The organism is Acidovorax kalamii, from assembly GCF_002245625.1.
Lineage (GTDB): Bacteria > Pseudomonadota > Gammaproteobacteria > Burkholderiales > Burkholderiaceae_C > Acidovorax > Acidovorax kalamii.
The window spans coordinates 299,794-315,502 of record NZ_NOIG01000006.1 but is presented as its reverse complement, the minus strand read 5'-3'; the positions used below and the strand labels follow the sequence as shown (position 1 = coordinate 315,502).

At 66.4% G+C, this 15,709-nt stretch carries 17 protein-coding genes; 4 read left to right on the top strand and 13 right to left on the bottom strand.

What is annotated here, in order from left to right; translation table 11 throughout:
* Positions 1–101 precede the first annotated feature (101 nt).
* Complete coding sequence (gene xrtH / locus CBY09_RS10265) at positions 102–707, top strand: exosortase H (RefSeq protein ID WP_094289424.1); 606 nt, start codon at positions 102–104, stop codon at positions 705–707.
* A 26-nt stretch (positions 708–733) separates the two neighbouring features.
* Complete coding sequence (locus tag CBY09_RS10260; protein WP_094289135.1) at positions 734–1,351, top strand: exosortase H-associated membrane protein; 618 nt, start codon at positions 734–736, stop codon at positions 1,349–1,351.
* Positions 1,352–1,377: 26 nt separating this feature from the next.
* On the opposite strand, the gene CBY09_RS10255 is transcribed toward CBY09_RS10260, so the two are convergent.
* From CBY09_RS10255 to CBY09_RS10210, 10 genes are all read right to left on the bottom strand, one after another.
* Positions 1,378–2,124, bottom strand: a complete 747-nt coding sequence (locus tag CBY09_RS10255) for a response regulator transcription factor (protein WP_094289422.1) — start codon at positions 2,122–2,124, stop codon at positions 1,378–1,380.
* Positions 2,125–2,279: 155 nt separating this feature from the next.
* Complete coding sequence (locus CBY09_RS10250; RefSeq protein WP_094289133.1) at positions 2,280–3,338, bottom strand: serine/threonine protein kinase; 1,059 nt, start codon at positions 3,336–3,338, stop codon at positions 2,280–2,282.
* Positions 3,339–3,382: 44 nt separating this feature from the next.
* A complete protein-coding gene (locus tag CBY09_RS10245; RefSeq protein ID WP_094289131.1) occupies positions 3,383–4,477 on the bottom strand; it encodes a DUF2855 family protein in 1,095 nt (364 codons plus the stop codon).
* 85 nt (positions 4,478–4,562) lie between these two features.
* Positions 4,563–6,002, bottom strand: a complete 1,440-nt coding sequence (locus CBY09_RS10240) for a bifunctional serine/threonine-protein kinase/universal stress protein (protein ID WP_094289129.1) — start codon at positions 6,000–6,002, stop codon at positions 4,563–4,565.
* Between the two features lies 1 nt (position 6,003).
* The gene (locus CBY09_RS10235) at positions 6,004–6,762 is read right to left on the bottom strand and encodes a metallophosphoesterase family protein (protein WP_094289127.1); all 759 of its coding nucleotides are present in this window, start codon (positions 6,760–6,762) and stop codon (positions 6,004–6,006) included.
* A gap of 134 nt (positions 6,763–6,896) precedes the next feature.
* A complete protein-coding gene (locus tag CBY09_RS10230; RefSeq protein WP_094289125.1) occupies positions 6,897–7,283 on the bottom strand; it encodes a DUF1304 domain-containing protein in 387 nt (128 codons plus the stop codon).
* 3 nt (positions 7,284–7,286) lie between these two features.
* Positions 7,287–7,703 carry an organic hydroperoxide resistance protein gene (locus CBY09_RS10225; RefSeq protein ID WP_094289420.1) on the bottom strand — a complete coding sequence of 139 codons (417 nt, stop codon included), beginning with the start codon at positions 7,701–7,703 and terminating at the stop codon, positions 7,287–7,289.
* A gap of 71 nt (positions 7,704–7,774) precedes the next feature.
* Complete coding sequence (locus CBY09_RS10220; RefSeq protein ID WP_094289123.1) at positions 7,775–8,239, bottom strand: MarR family winged helix-turn-helix transcriptional regulator; 465 nt, start codon at positions 8,237–8,239, stop codon at positions 7,775–7,777.
* A 293-nt stretch (positions 8,240–8,532) separates the two neighbouring features.
* Entirely contained in the window at positions 8,533–9,351 is an 819-nt protein-coding gene (locus tag CBY09_RS10215) for a crotonase/enoyl-CoA hydratase family protein (protein WP_094289121.1), read from the bottom strand.
* A gap of 81 nt (positions 9,352–9,432) precedes the next feature.
* A complete protein-coding gene (locus CBY09_RS10210; protein ID WP_094289119.1) occupies positions 9,433–10,281 on the bottom strand; it encodes a 3-hydroxybutyryl-CoA dehydrogenase in 849 nt (282 codons plus the stop codon).
* 129 nt (positions 10,282–10,410) lie between these two features.
* Here CBY09_RS10210 and CBY09_RS10205 point away from each other — a divergent pair, with 129 nt between their 5' ends.
* Positions 10,411–12,000 (top strand): GMC family oxidoreductase, encoded by a 1,590-nt coding sequence (locus CBY09_RS10205; protein WP_094289117.1) that lies wholly within the window; start codon positions 10,411–10,413, stop codon positions 11,998–12,000.
* A gap of 190 nt (positions 12,001–12,190) precedes the next feature.
* Complete coding sequence (locus CBY09_RS10200; protein ID WP_094289115.1) at positions 12,191–12,928, top strand: hemerythrin domain-containing protein; 738 nt, start codon at positions 12,191–12,193, stop codon at positions 12,926–12,928.
* Positions 12,929–12,955: 27 nt separating this feature from the next.
* Here the strand turns inward: CBY09_RS10200 and CBY09_RS10195 are convergent, their stop codons facing one another.
* The 3 genes from CBY09_RS10195 to CBY09_RS10185 are packed head-to-tail and all read right to left on the bottom strand — an operon-like array spanning position 12,956 to position 15,668.
* A complete protein-coding gene (locus CBY09_RS10195) occupies positions 12,956–14,308 on the bottom strand; it encodes a GAF domain-containing protein (RefSeq protein ID WP_094289113.1) in 1,353 nt (450 codons plus the stop codon).
* Positions 14,305–14,820, bottom strand: coding sequence for a hypothetical protein (locus tag CBY09_RS10190; protein WP_094289111.1), 516 nt, complete (start codon positions 14,818–14,820; stop codon positions 14,305–14,307). The genes CBY09_RS10195 and CBY09_RS10190 overlap by 4 nt, the downstream gene beginning before the upstream one ends.
* Positions 14,817–15,668 (bottom strand): ABC transporter permease, encoded by an 852-nt coding sequence (locus CBY09_RS10185; protein WP_094289109.1) that lies wholly within the window; start codon positions 15,666–15,668, stop codon positions 14,817–14,819. The genes CBY09_RS10190 and CBY09_RS10185 overlap by 4 nt, the downstream gene beginning before the upstream one ends.
* Positions 15,669–15,709 lie beyond the last annotated feature (41 nt).

The following is a 15,709-nucleotide window of genomic DNA, read 5'->3' as shown; positions in this document are numbered from 1 at the left end:
GTTGGCCAGCACGCGCCAAGGCGTGCTGGCCGCTTTTTTGTTTGTCGATAATGGAAGCTTCGCCTGAATCTTTGCAGGCAGCTTTGTTGTCCAAGATTTCCATGCTGCGTTTTTTTCTGACCTTTTTACTGCTTCAGCTTTCCCTTTTTGGCATCAACATGCTGGGCGTGGTACAGCAGCATGTAGTTCTTCCGTGGACGGAGTTGCTGGCGCGCGCCTGCGTGGCGTTGGTCATGCTGTTCGATGAAACCGCTGCGGCGGCGGGCAAGGTGTTGTGGAACACCGCGACCGGGTTTGGTGTTTCGATTGAGCCCGGATGCAACGGCATCGAAGCCTGCATCGTGCTGTTTGCCGCCGTGCTGGCTTTTCCCTCGTCCTGGCGCCACAAGCTGGTGGGCCTGTTGGTCGGCTTTCTGGCGGTGCAAGGGCTCAATGTGGTGCGGGTGATCAGCCTCTTCTACCTGGGGCAGTGGAATACCCAAGTGTTCAACTTTGCGCACGAGTACCTGTGGCAAGCACTCATCATGCTGGACGTGCTGGTTGTCTGGCTGCTGTGGGTGCGCGCAGGCAGCAAGTCCCAGGAGTCGTCCGTGCCACCACCGCCGCCTGAAGACCCGCCTGCGCCCCCGGCGCACTCCGCGGCTTCGCCAAAGCCTGCGGGCCCGTTGGTGAGCGCGTCTCTGGACCTGTCGCCGCCGGTGCGATGAGCCGAAAGCGAAGGAACGAACTGACCATGCGCCGACTCTCTCCCTTGACGATCTTCATGCTGTCCGCCTTCGGGTGGATCGTGGCCCTGACGGCACTGTGGTCGCAGGTGTCCGCCTGGACTTCCTACCCCGTGGGGGTGCTTTCGCACATGGCGCTGGAGCAGAGTGCGCCCATGTGGGTGCGGCAGGTGCATTTGTCGCCGGGCAACATGGAGGTGGACACAGCGATCTCCGTGCCCGTTCCTGACGCAGGTGGGCGACGTGGGGAGATCACCATTGATGTCAGCACAGCACGCTATGCCTACGGGCTGCCGATCTTCATTGCGTTGGTGCTGGCGGCCCGTGGCCGGGGGCGCCTGGGCCGGGTGGCCGCAGGGTATGCCCTGCTGCTTCCGTTCCAGGCGTTCAGCCTGACGATGAGCGCCCTGATGCAAATGGTGCTGGCTGCCCAGGCCGACATCCGCCTGCTGAGGGTGTCCCAGTGGCAAATGGAGACCATTGTGTATGGCTACCAGCTGGGCTCGTTGGTGTTGCCTACGCTGGTGCCTATCCTGCTGTGGCTCTGGATGGACCGCAAGTTCGTGAACGATGTGCTGATTCGCAGCTGGCGCGAGTCGCTGCCGCCTGCTGCGTCCTCGCCTTGAGCCTGGCCGACGGGCACTGCCGGCCACTACCCTGAAAGTGTTTCGGTGGTCGCGGCGCGTTGCTGCCCTGGGGCGCGGTGGAGGGCCGGTGCGCCCACAGGATCCAGCCGGTACCCCATCCCATAAATCGCCGAGATCGTGTAGCCGTTGTCCTCGGTCAGTTCCAGCTTGGTGCGCAGGCGAGACATGTGGGTGTCGAGCGAGCGCGAGGGGGTTTCGGCGCCGTCGCCCCAGACGGCTTCGCGCAGGTGGGTGCGGGACAGCAGGCGGCCAGCGTTGCGGAACATGAACAGGGCCAGTTCGTACTCGCGGTTCTTGAGTTCGATGGGCTGGCCGTGCACGCTCAGGGAGCGCTTGTCGGCGTCAAAACTGTAGGCGCCGAAGGCCATGCGTGCGCCCATGCTTTCGGGGTAGGCGCGGCGCAGCAGCGCGGTGGTGCGGGCCACGAGCTCGCCCATGCGCAGGGGCTTGCTCATGAAGTCGTCGGCACCGCGCGAGAGCGCCTCGATCACGTCGCGTTCGTCGTTGCGGCGGGTGATGAAGAGGATGGGCAACTGCATGCCGCCCATGTCGCGCACGGTCTGCACGACCTCGGTGCCTTCCATGTCGGGCAGGTGCCAGTCCACGATCAGCAGGTCGAAGGTGTCATGCCGCAGGGCCTTGAGCAGGCTGGTGCCGTCGGCGTAGGTGTGGCACACATGGTGGTGGCATTCCAAGGTGCCCTTGATCTGCTCCAGCAGGAGAAGGTCGTCGTCAAGGACTGCGATGCGCATGGTGGTGGGCTCGGGGCCGGGGGCCGTGAAAAACAACTACAAAACACCCCCGTGGGAGGGAGTGCCTTGATGGTGCCCCACATCAGGCTGCTGTGCGCAGGGGTTGACAATCGTTTGCAATGGGCCGAGCTTGTCCCGGCCTCGCTCACCCCTGCTCAGGCCACCAGCGGGTCTTCCTGCATCGCCTCGATCTGCTCGATCAGCATGTCCACTTGCCCGCGCCAGTAGTCGCTGCTGCCAAACCAGGGGAAGTTGGCAGGGAAGATCGGGTCCTGCCAGCGGCGCGCGAGCCAGGCGCTGTAGTGGATGAGGCGCAAGGTGCGCAGTGGCTCGATGAGCGCCAGCTCGCGGCGGTCGAAGCTGCGGAACTGCTCGTAGCCGTCGATCAGCGCGCCGAGCTGGTGCGTGCGCTGGCGCCGGTCTCCCGACAGCAGCATCCACAGGTCCTGCACGGCCGGGCCCATGCGCGCGTCGTCCAGGTCCACAAAATGCGGGCCGCCCCGGCCCCATTCATCCAGCGGGGTCCAGAGGATGTTGCCGGGGTGGCAGTCGCCATGCAGGCGGATAGGGGTAGCGTCTTTCAAGGAAAAATGGCCTTCTCCGCTCTCTTGGTGGCTTTTCTTTGCTATCAATTCAAGAGCGATGTCGCACTGCGTTTTCCACGCGGCGGCAACGTCGAGCGGGATGACGTCGTTGCCCAGCAGCCAGTCGCGCGAGGCCTGGCCGAAGGTCTGCAGGTCCAGCACCGGCCGGTGCACAAACGGCTGGGCCGCGCCCACGGTGTGGATGCGCGCCAGAAAGCGGCCGATCCATTCCAGCACCTCGAAGTCATCCAGTTCGGGCTGGCGCCCGCCGCGCCAGGGGCTGACGGAAAACGCAAAGCCATCGTGCTGGTGCAGCGTGGCGCCATTGAGCACCAGCGGGCCCACGGCGGGCACTTCGGCCGCCATCAGCTCGGCGGCAAAGGCGTGTTCTTCGAGGATCTGCGCTTCGCTCCAGCGGCCCGGGCGGTAGAACTTGGCCACCACGCGCTCGCCGTCTTCCAGCGTGGCCTGGTACACCCGGTTTTCGTACGACGACAGAGCCATGAGGCGACCATCGCCATACAGGCCCACGCTGGCCAGCGCGTCCAGCACCTGGTCGGGGGTGAGGCGGGCGTAGGGGTGTTGGTCGTTCGAGGCGTTGGCAGCGGTATCGGGGGGCAATGGGGTCATGCCCCATTGTCGCCGCCATGCCCTTGGCCGCCGGGCTGCGGGCTTTAAGCAGGCAGCATCGTCGCGATATGCCCGGCGCGCGGGTCGCCGCTGCCCGCCAGCACGCTGGCAAACAGGGTTTGCGTGGCCTGGGGCCCCGCATGGCGCTGCACCACCAGCCAGGGCTGTGGCCCGGCCGACACGGCGGTGCTGAACTGGTTCCAGGCCGCTACCAGGCGGTCGTTCAGGCCCTGGGCACCCCAGTCGGCGTGGCGCTTCTTGACCTGGGCGGGGGCGAAGAACATCACCGGGCGCGGGCCGGGCAGCTGGCCGGCGCCGCCCAGGTCCTGCACGTGGCTCGCGCCCACCGAGCAGCTGTAGGCCAGGCCCGTGAAGTGGGCGTGGATGCGCTGGCGCAGGCCCACGCTGCCCGCAAAGTCGATGTACACGCTGGGTGTGGCACCGTCGATGCTGTCCAGTGCGTCGTAGGTAACCACGCGGTGGTAGCAGCCCAGGCTTTCGCAAAACGCCACATTGCCCGGCGAGGTGAGGCCAATGACCTCGATGCCCTCCCGCTGTGCAAGCTGGAAGGCGGTGCCGTAGGCCGTTTTGCTCGACGCGCTGGACAGCAGCATGCGCTGGGCGCCAAAGAACTGCTGGTCGGCCAGAAAATCGTCGATGAGCCACGAGGTGATGAACAGCGGCCGCAGCAGTGCCTGCACGTCCTCGTTGTCGGCGCGGTACAGCCCGTCGGTGCCGGTGCGCAGGTAGTGGTTGTAGACCGCATGCAGGCCCGCGCGGTGCGCGGCGCCGTCACTGAAGCCCGTGGGGTTGACGCGCTGGGGCGACAGCACGGCCTGACTGGCCATGGGCCAGTAGCCATAGAGGCGCTCGCCCGCCGCTACGTCGGGGTGCAAGGACTCGGTCACCGTGCCAAAGCCCCACACGGGCACGATGCCCCAGCCTGCCTCGCCCGTGGGGAAGAACTGCCAGTAGTTCAGCATGTCGCCCAGCGCGGCGTAGGTGATGTTGTTGGCCGTGAGGGCAAACGACTCGACCCGCACGCGGACCTGGCCGCCTTCCAGCGGGGTGTCGTCGGCGGTCAACAGGCGGGTGCTGGCCAGGTTGTCCTGGCGCACGAGGAGGGTGGTGGTGCTCATGCCGCCACGCTAAACGAAAGCCCGGCGCGGCTCAAGCGGGCCGCGCCACCTCGGCGACAGCGGGGCCCACCCTTTGAACGGGCGCTTAGCCTGAGAACGTCTGGCCCAGTTGCTCGAACGGCAGCGCCTGTTTGACCAGGATGACGGTGCAGGGCGCGTCGCGCGCCACGCGGATGGGCACGGTGTCGATGAAGCGCTGCATCTGCAGCCCGTGCGTGGCGGCGCCCAGGATCATCATGCTTACATGGTTGCTGGCCGCGTAGCGCACCAGCGCCTGGGCCACGTCGCCCGCTTCGAGCACGTGGTAGCTCACGGCATGCCCGGTCAGGTCCAGGCCCTGGGCCCACTGGCGCAGGCGGGCCATGTGCTGGCGGTGCAGCGTGGTTTCGCTGCGCTCGCTGTCGCTGGTGCTGCTGGCGCCGGGCGAGATCACCGTCACGCAGGCCAGCCGCGCGCCCGGGCGGATGCCCAGTGACCGCGCCACCGCCTGGCGCAGCGAGTACAGGGTGGCGTCGCTCACATCGGCATGGGGCACGGCGACCATGAGGATGGGCGTGTCTTCGATCTGCGCTGACGGCAGCGGGCTGGGCGTGTAGTGCATGCCCGCCGCGCGCAGCCAGCGCTTGAAATGGGTGGAGAGCGGCGTGCGCTCGGTGCGCTCGCCGCGTTCGGTCATCAGCACCTGCTCGGGGTGGGACAGGTCGAAGGCCAGGTGGGCGGCCGAGGGGTAGCGCTGGGAGGCCTCAGGCTCCAGGCAGCGCAGGATGACCTCCTGCAGCCAGGGCGGGATGTCGGCGCGGTGCTTGCGCGGTGGCGCGGGCGTCATCCACAGGCGCTGGCGCATGCCGCCGCTGGTGGTGGGTGCGCCAAAGGGCAGCTCGCCCGTGGCCAGCTCGTACAGCATCACGCCGATGGCAAAGATGTCGCTGCGCGGGTCGCCGCGCACGCCCACCACCTGCTCGGGCGCAATCCAGGCGGGCGAGCCCACGGCCTGGCGCATTTCCTCGGCCAGCAGGTCGGGGTAATGCGCGTGGCATGAGAGGCCAAAGTCCAGCAGCACGGCCGTGCCGTCGTCCTTGATGAGCACGTTGGCCGGTTTGAGGTCCAGGTGGCACACGTTCTGCTGGTGCAGGCTGTGCGCAGCGTGGGCCGTGGCCGCGCCCAGGCGGGCTATGGTTGCCGTGTCGCCGCGGCCAGGCCCTTCGTTCAGCCAGTGCTGCAGCGTCTGGCCGGGGATGTATTCCATGACCAGGTACGGCAGCCGCACCAGGTCGCCCGCCGCCACAAAACGCGGCACATGCGGGCCGCTGAGCACGGGCAGGATCTGCAGCTCGACCTCGAAGCTCACGATGTTCTCGGCCCCGTCGCCCGCTGTCATGCGCGGGATCTTCATCGCCATGGCAAAGCCGGGGCTGCGGTCGGCCTGGGCGTATTCCACCGCGTAGATGTGGGCCATGCCACCCGCGTGGATGCAGTCCACCACGCGAAAGCCGTCAATCTCGGTGCCGGGCTCCAGCAGCTTCATCTCACTGGCCCTTTTCCAAGCGGTCGGCATAGAAGCCAGGGAGGCCTGCCGCGCGAATGGCAGCGGCGGCGGCCAGGTGGTCGTAGGGCACGCGGTAGAAGGTGATCTGCTTGGCGGTGTCGTCGAACAGCGCGTACATGGCGCGCGCATCGCCGTCGCGCGGCTGGCCCACCGAGCCTACGATGCCCAGCCACTGGCGGTGCGTTGGCACGGGCACGGGCACGCCGGGCTCGGGCGCAAAACGCATCAGCTTGGCGGTGGGCGTGAGGAAGTACAGCACCTGCTCGTGCACATGGCCGCAGAACACATAGCGGATGGCGGGGTCGATGCCTTGCGCTGCGGTCATGCTGCGCTCGGCGGCGTTGGAGTCTTCCACATACCGCCACTGCGCGGGCATGTCGGCACTGGCGTGCACCAGCAAGGCGCTGCTGGAGAGCCGTGCCGTGAGCGGAAGCGACTGCAAAAAGGCGATGTGGCTGTTGCCGAGCTGGTCGTGTGTCCACTGCGCGCCCAGCTCGCTGCGGTTGCGGGGGTTGGCGGGGGGCGCCAGGGCCATGGCGTCGTGGTTGCCCAGCACGCACAGGGCACCTTGCTGGGCCAGGTCACGCACTTGCTCCACCACGGCCACGGGCTCGCCACCGTAGCCCACCAGGTCGCCCAGCAGCGCAAATTGTTCGGCGCCCTGGGCGCGGGCGTGTTGCAGGCAGGCGGTGAGGGCCTGGCGGTTGGCGTGGATGTCGGACAGCAGGGCGATTTTCATGTTGTTGTCTCCAACCCCATCATCGCGCGTGTCGCTGAATGCCAGCTTGCAGGCCGCAGTGCTGGCCTGGATTCAAAGCAAAATTAGCTGCTACCGCCCGTCTATAGGGTGGTAGCAGCTATTGATTTGATAGCTCAGAGGCTGCGCTGTGCGGCGGGCTTTTTGTCCAGCGCCAGCACCAGGCCCAGCGCGATGATCGCGGGCAGCGCCTGGCTGAAGAAGATCTTGGGCGCTGCGGTGGCGGCGCCAAACACCCCGGCCACGATCACGCAGGCCAGGAAGAAGATCTTGAACACCCGGTTGCCGGTGAACAGCCCAAAGAACAGGCCCGCCGCCAGAAAACCGTTGTACAGCCCCTGGTTGGCCGCCAGCGTGGTGGTGGCGTCGGCCAGCTCCTGGGTCAGGTTGAAGGTCTTCATGCCCAGCGGCTTGTTCCAGAAGAACATTTCGAGCACGAGGATGTACACATGCTCGATGGCCACCAGGGCCACCGCGATGCGGGGAAGCAACTGGCGGCCCATGGCTTACACCAGCGTGATGGTCACGTCGATGTTGCCGCGCGTGGCGTTGGAGTAGGGGCAGACCTGGTGGGCTGCGTCCACCAGCTTCTGGGCGGTTTCCTTGTCCAGGCCGGGCAGGCTGATGGCCAGGCGGGCGGCGATGCCGTAGGCGTTCGGGATCGGGCCCAGGTCCACTTCGGCGTCGATGGACACGTCCTGCGGCACGGGGATGCCGATCTTGCCACCCACAGCCTTCATGGCGCCGATGAAGCAGGCGGCGTAGCCGGAGGCGAACAGCTGCTCGGGGTTGGTGCCGGTGCCGGAGGTGCCGGGCGAGGACAGCTGCACTTGAAGGCGGCCGTCATCGGTCTTGGCTGCGCCATCGCGGCCACCGGTCACGTGCGACTTGGCGGTGTACAGGACTTTTTCGAGCTTGGTCATGGTGTCTTCCTTGCGGTTGTTGCCCACAGGCGGGCGTGGAGGGAATCGGTGTTTGTGTTGTCTGCAGGCCGTCAGCGTTGCTCGCTGAGCCGGTCCCGCAGTTGCTTGAGTTCGGTGGTCAGGGCCGTCAGCTCGGCAATCGAGCACTGGCTGCTCTGCAGCACGCACGGTGGAATGGCCTCGGCCTGGTCGCGCAGCGCACGGCCTTGTGACGTGAGGGTGATGCGCACGCGGCGCTCGTCCTGCACATCGCGCAGCCGGGCAATGTGGCCCTGCGCCTCCAGGCGCTTGAGCAGCGGCGTGAGCGTGCCGGAGTCGAGGAACAGGCGCTCGCCCAGCTCGGACACCGTCACGCCGTCCTGCTCCCACAGCACCAGCATCACGAGGTACTGGGGGTAGGTCAGGCCGATCTGGTCGAGCAGGGGCTTGTAGAGCTTGGTCATCGCCAGCGAGGCGGAATACAGCGCAAAGCAGACCTGGTTGTCCAGCCGCAGGATGGCGGGGCTGGGAGTGAAGGGGGTGCTGGGGCTGGGCATGGGGTGAATTGTGGCGAGTTATTAAATTGTGTGCAATTGAATTTTGTAAAACCTTGTTGCAGGCGAGGGCGGGCTGGATGAGGAAGTGCGGAGACTGGCCCGGTGGTAGACGCGCGCCTGCGAGTGTCTCTGAGAAATAGTGCTACTATTTTGATAGCTTACTTGGCATGATGGACGAGCGGTAACGGCTGTTTCTGCTTGAATTCTTGCGCGTTGCAGACGCATGAATGCCGCCGACCCTGCTGGGAAGGGTGGGGGCGGGGTGGTGCGGCCCGCAGCCGCCCCGGATCCGCTCAGCGCCCGCTGAACTGCGCGGGCCGTCGCTCGACAAACGCGCGCACGCCTTCGGCCGCATCCTCGCTGTTGGCCAGTTCCTTCTGCACCGGGATGAAGTCCGCCACCGCAGCCGCCTGGCCTTGCTCGATGGCCTTGAGCACATTCAGGCGCGTGGCGACCACCGCACGCGGCGCCTGGGCGGCAATGCGCTGGGCAATCGCCAATGCCTCGTCCAGTTCCTGGCCAGCCGGCACCACTTTCTGCACAAAGTTCAGGCGGTACGCCTCAGCGCTGCCGAACTCGTCGGCCGTCAGCAGGTGCAGCAGCGCATTGCCCGTGCCCGCGCGCTCGGCCATGCGCAGCGTGGCGCCGCCCGTGGCCATGATGCCGCGCTGCACTTCCATCTGCGAGAAGCGGCAGTCGTCGGCGGCCACCACGATGTCGGCGCCCAGCATCAGTTCGATGCCCACCGTGAAGCAGATGCCCTTGACGGCCACGACCATGGGCTTGGTGCGGCGCCGGTAGCCGGGCAGGCCGTAGTCGTGGGGCTCCACCAAGCCTTCAGGGATGGCTTTCTCGCCGCGCTGCATGTAGGCGCTCACGGCAGGCAGGTCCAGCCCGGCGGTGAAGTGGTCGCCAAACGCATGCAGCACACCGACGCGCAGGGCGGGGTCGTCATCGAGGCGGGTGTAGGCCTCGGCCAGCTGGCGGAACATGGGGGGCGTCCAGCCATTGCGCTTGGCAGGCCGGTTAATGCCGATCAGCAGCACATGGCCGATGACCTGGGTGTCGATGTTGCCCTCGGGCGGGGGCGTGGTGGTGGTGATGTTTGTCATGGGCGCAGGTCTCCTGGCCCATGATTGAAAACGCAATGGAAACTGCGCGCCGTCCCGCGAGGGACAGCGCACTGAAGGCCGTCAGTAGGTGTAGACGCCTTGCCCAGTCTTGCGGCCCAGGCGGCCCGCAGCCACCATTTCCTTGAGCAGCGGGCAGGGGCGGTATTTGCTGTCACCGAACTCGGTCAGGTACACATCCATCACGGCCAGGCACACATCCAGACCAATCATGTCGGCCAACGCCAGCGGGCCGATGGGCTGGTTGCAGCCCAGCTTCATGCCGGCGTCGATGTCCTCGGGCGTGGCCAAACCTTCGGCCAGCACAAAGAAAGCCTCGTTAATCATGGGCACCAGGATGCGGTTGACCACAAAGCCGGGCGCGTTCTTCACGGTGATGGGGCTCTTGCCCAGCGCCTCGGCCAAGGCCTTCACGGCGTCGTGCGTGGCATCGCTGGTCTGTAGGCCGCGGATGATCTCCACCAGCGCCATCATGGGCACGGGGTTGAAGAAGTGCATGCCGATGAAGCGGTCGGCGCGGCTGGTGGCTGCGGCCAGCTTGGTGATGGAGATCGACGAGGTGTTGGAGGCAATGATCACCTCGGGCGCCACGATGGCGTCCACCTGCTTGAGGATCTTGAGCTTGAGCTCGTAGTTTTCGGTGGCGGCCTCGATCACCAATTGCGCGGCCTTGAGGTCGTCGTAGCTGGTGGAGGTTTGGATGCGCGCCAGGGCCGCCGCCTTGTCGGCTTCGCTGATCTTTTCCTTCTTGATCAGGCGGTCCAGGCTGCCGGCCACGGTGGCCAGGCCTTTTTGCACTGCAGCATCCGAGATATCGACCATCACCACGTTGATGCCCGACACCGCACAGGCCTGTGCAATGCCGTTGCCCATGGTGCCTGCGCCGATGATGCCTACGGTCTGAATCGTCATATAGAGAGCCCTCTTCAAAGTGAAACGGATGGACGGAATGGTAAGGCGAATCGCACGACCGTTCGGTTATCGTGCGTCAAACCTGAACCAACAAACCGCTGCGCAGCATGGCGGAGGAGACACCACAACATGTTCGACTACATCGTGATCGGCGGCGGCTCGGCAGGCTCTGTGCTGGCCGGGCGCCTGACTGAGAACCCCGCCGTGCGCGTGTGCCTGCTGGAGGCGGGGCCTGCCGACAACAGCGTGCTCATCCACTGCCCGGCCGGGCTGGCCGTGATGGCCAAGTTCGAGCTGAACGGCTGGGGCTTCAACACCACGCCGCAGGCGGCGCTGAACAACCGGCGCGGCTATCAGCCACGCGGCAAGGTGCTGGGGGGCTCCAGCTCCATCAACGCCATGGTCTACATCCGGGGCCAGCATGCCGACTACGACCACTGGGCTGCGCAGGGCAACCCGGGCTGGGGCTGGGAGGATGTGAAGCCCTACTTCCTGCGCGCCGAGAACAACGAGCGCGGTGCTAATGCCTGGCACGCCCAGGGCGGCCCCTTCAACGTGGCGGACCTGCGCTCGCCCAACCGCTTCAGCCACCACTTCACCGAAGCGGGTGTGCAGGCGGGGTATCCGCACAACACCGACTTCAACGGTGCCACGCAGGAAGGCGTGGGCCTGTACCAGGTCACGCACAAGAACGGCGAGCGCCACAGCGCGGCCAAGGGCTACCTCACGCCGCACCTTGCGCGCTCCAACCTGCAGGTCATCACCGGTGCCCACGCCACGCGCATCCTGTTCGAGGGCACGCGCGCCGTGGGTGTCGAATACCGCCAGGGCGGTGCCTTGAAGCAGGTGCGTGCGGGGCGCGAAGTGCTGCTGAGCGCGGGCGCACTGTTGTCGCCGCAGCTGCTGATGTTGTCGGGCGTGGGGCCTGCCGCACACTTGCAGCAACACGGCATCCCGGTGCTGCACGACCTGCCCGGCGTGGGCCAGCATCTGCACGACCATCCCGACGTAGTGCAGGTGCTGGACGCTCCCGATCTGAAGGACCTGTTTGGCCTTTCGCTGTCGGGCATGGTGCAGACGCTGCGCGGCATCATCGAATGGCGCAAGCACCGCACCGGCATGTTGACCACCAACTTTGCCGAGGCGGGGGGCTTCATCAAGAGCGACCCATCCGAGTCAGAACCCGACCTGCAGCTGCACTTTGTGATCGGCAAGCTGGTGGACCACGGGCGCAAGACCGTGTTCGGCCACGGCTACTCGGCCCATGTGTGCCTGCTGCAGCCCAAGAGCCGGGGCTCGGTCACGCTGGCCAGCCGCGACCCCATGGCCTTGCCCTTGGTGGACCCGAACTTCCTGGCCGACCCTGACGACATGGCGCGCATGGTGCGCGGCTTCAAGCAGACCCGCGCCATCCTGTCGCAACCAGCGCTCGCGAAGTTCGGCGCCAAGGAGCTGGCGGCCTCGGCCAATGCGCGCTCCGATGCCGAGATCGAGCAGTTCATCCGCCAGTACGCCGACACCATCTACCACCCCGTGGGCACCTGCCGCATGGGGCCCGGGCCGCTGGATGTGGTGGATGCCGAACTGCGTGTGCATGGCCTCGCGGGCCTGCGCGTGGTGGATGCATCCATCATGCCGCGCATCGTGAGCGGCAACACCAACGCGCCCACGGTGATGATTGCGGAGAAGGCGGTGGACCTGCTGCGTGCGCGGGTGTGAAGGAATTCACGTTTGCGGCGCTGAACGCGATTTTTAAGGTTCGCAGAAGGTCTGCTTAAGGAGTTTTTAACAGGCAAAACGGCCGCGCGTTCCTAGACTTCTTTTCATGGAAGCGGGTGCATGGTGCACCCGGCCCGGCACCCCTCAAAGCAGGGTGTCGAGAGGCCCCACGAGGCCATGAAAGAAGCACATGAAGATTGATGCCCGCGAAATTGCCGCACTGACCCAAGCCCAACCCGCTGCGCCCCGCATGGACATGTACGCCAGCATCCACAAGGCGCTGCGCGCCTTCATGGCCGACACGCTGCTGGGCCTGGGCCGCATGGATGTGGACGACAACCTGGAGTTTGCCCAGACCTGCGACCGCGTGATGCAGCTGCTGGACCTGTGCCGCGCGCACCTGCACCACGAGAACCAGTTTGTGCACGCCGCCATGGAGGCGCGCCAGCCCGGCTCCAGCCAGAGCATTGCCGGTGAACATCTGGAGCACGAACAGGCCATCGTCGCTTTGGCAGACGGCGTAAACCACCTGATGGCCTGTGCCAAGCCCGCACGAGCTGCAGCCACCCTGGCCCTGTATCGCCAGCTGGCGCTGTTTGTGGCGCACAACTTCGAGCACATGCATGAGGAAGAAACCGCCCACAACCGCGTGCTGTGGCAGTGCTACACCGACGCGGAACTGGCGGGCGTGCACGATGCGCTGGTGGCCTCGATCCCGCCGCAGGAAATGATGGTGGTGGCCCGCTGGATGGTGCCCTACATGTCACCCGCCGAGCGCACGGCCATGCTGTCGGACATGAAGCAGCATGCGCCTGCCCCTGTACTGGCAGCGGTGCTGGCGCAAGTGCAGCCGCACCTCACGCAGCCTGAGTGGACCAAGCTGATGCGCAGCCTGGGCCTGCCGGTGGTGCCGGGTCTGGTGCACTGACTTTGAGAAATCAGTGGCGTGAAGGCGTCAAGCGTCTTCCAGCACCACGGGGCGCAGCACGCACAGCCGAAAGCGTCCGCGCCCTGTTTTTTCGATGTGGATGTGCGGGCAGTTCTCCTGCAGGCGGCGTTGCAGCAATAGCAGGCGGGCCTCCAGGTTGTCGGCCACATCGGGCAGGCGCAGGGCGGGGTCCAGCCGCAGTTCGCGGTTGGTGAAGTCCACGCGCCCGGTGTGCTGGTGGTCGCGCAGCAGCTTCCAGACAATGGCGCCCGCCACCCCCTTGATCAAATAGTCGTCGTTGATGAACACGCTGTCGTTGGCCGCAAAGTGGCGCACCCGCAGCGCGCTGCCGCTCACTGGCGGTGCCGCTGTCGGAGTAGGCAGCGGCTCGGGCGCATCGGGCGCGGCCTGCAGCAGGTCGATGGCGGCCGCCAGCTGGCCCGCAATGGCCACCAGCAGGTCTTCATCCTCGAAGCCAAAGCGCATGTCCTCGGGGCTCTCGGCAAACAGCACACCTAGCAGGCGCCCGGCCGACAGCAGTGGCACTGCCACTTGGCTGTGCGGTTCTGGCAGGCCGGGGTAGGGGATGTCCAGGCCACGCAGCGGGGGCGCATCGGGCGCGGCATGCGCGTCCATGCTCTCGCGGATGGCGTGGCTGTACAGCGCGGCGTGCGTCATGTGGCTGATGCGCACCGGCGTGCGCTCGCGCGCGGCCATGCCGATTACTCCCTGACCCAGCCGGATTTCTGAACCCACGCCCGACGTGGCGTAGCCGCAGCTGGCCACCGTGTAGAGCTGCTGGGCGCTGGCGTCCAGCATCAGCACCATGGCGTGTTCGATGCCCAGCTTGTGCTGCAGGCCCTGCAGCGCGCCTTGCAGCAATTCGTCCAGCCCCGTGCAGCGCGCGATGCCTTCGCTGCACAGCCGCAGCGTGTGCAGAAGCCCAGAACGCGGCGCCGGTGCCGGCAGGCCTTCGCCCGCCACCGATTCGATGTGCTCCACGGCGTAGATGTCGGCGCCCTTGAGCTCAAACACCTCGGCCATGCCCGCATGCGACGCAATGCCCGCCAGCTGCGCGCGCATGCTCTCGAACACCGGCCCGCAGTCCTCGGTGCGTTCGTACAGCAGGTGCAGGCGGTAGAAATGGGCGGTGACTGGGTCCAGCACCAGCACCGACGCGCGCGGGTTGCGCAGGATGTTCTGGCGGGTCTTGTTGAAGAACTGGAACGACAGCGCCACATGCGCCGCATCCACATAGACCACCTGCGAGATGTAGGCCACGTTGGGCGTGCCGTCGGGGTCACAGGTGGCCATGATGGCGGGAATCGCACCCTCCAGGCAGGGGCGGATGCTGTGCAGGGACGGCGCTGCGGGGCTCATGGCTGCGGCGTAGGTGATGAGGGTGACGTGGGTGGTGAACACAGCTCCGCGCCGGCGCGCGGGCCCGGTGTCTGGTCGAACGCGCTGGTGGGCGTGAAGCTCACGGCCACCACATCCTGCAGCGGCGCTGCCAGCATGGCCGCCACATACTGCGGGCCGTAGCCGACCTGGCCCACCTCTTGCACCATGGACTGCAGGTAGGCCTGCAACACGGGCAAGTCGCCGTCATGGGCCGGACGCTGCGTGGCACGGCGGGCCTTGAGCTGCAGCGTCTGGTGGGTGGACGGCACGCTGAACACCACGGCAATCTCTCCGGTGTGCGCAATGTCCTGCAGCAACTGTTCGGACTGGCTGCGCCGCAGGTACACCGTGACCTCCCGCCCATCGCCGCTGATGTGGCTGCCCACGGCCCGCATGATGCTCGGGCGCAGGGCTGCATCGCGGGACGCCACGATGGCCGACACGCCCTTGGCCACCATGGCGATATGGCTGGGGCCGAGCAGCGCGGTCATGCCTTGAAGCGCTTGCGGGTCAGGGCCAGAGCCACCCAGAAGGCCACCACGGTGGTCACCACCAGCACCAGGCCGTGGCGCAGGGGGTGGGCGGGCCACTGGTCCATGAACAGCGGGCGTACCAGCTCGACCGCGTTGGTCAGTGGCAGCCAGTCGGAGATGGTGCGCACGATGGGAGGCAGCTGCTCGCGCGGGAAGAACACGCCCGAGAGAAACATCATGGGCGTGAGCACCAGCGTGAAGTAGTAGGTAAAAAAGTCATACCCCTTGGCCAGCGCATTGAAGATGAGCGCGATGCTGGAGAACATCACCCCCACGAACAGCAGCACCGGCCAGGCCACCAACAGCTTGGGGCTGTGGCTGATGGAGAGGGCCAGCATGACGCCCAGGATGGCGGTGACGGTGAATAGCGCCTTGAACGCCGCCCACAGCATTTCGGCCAGCACCACGTCGTCCAGGCTGACCGGCGCGTTCATGATGCCGTCCCAAGTCTTTTGCACATGCATGCGCGAGAAGGCCGAGTACAGCGCCTCGAAGCTGGCCGCGTTCATGGCGCTCATGCAGATGGAGCCGCTGGCCAGGAACAGGATGTAGGGCACCTTGGTGTCGCCCGCCGCGCCGCCCACGTTCACCTGCCCCACCAGAGCCCCCATGCCGTAGCCAAAGGCCACCAGCCACATCAGCGGCTCGGCAATGTTGCCCACCAGGCTGGGGATGGCCAGCTTGCGCCAGACCAGCAGGTTGCGCATGAACACGGGCCACCAGCGCACGGACAGGCTGGGCGGGCGCCATACCGACGGCGGGGGCGGGGCCACAGTGGCCACAGAGGGCGGGTGAGCGGTTTGCATCCGCTTATTGTGCGATGTTGGCGGGCGGGCGCACAGTCCCC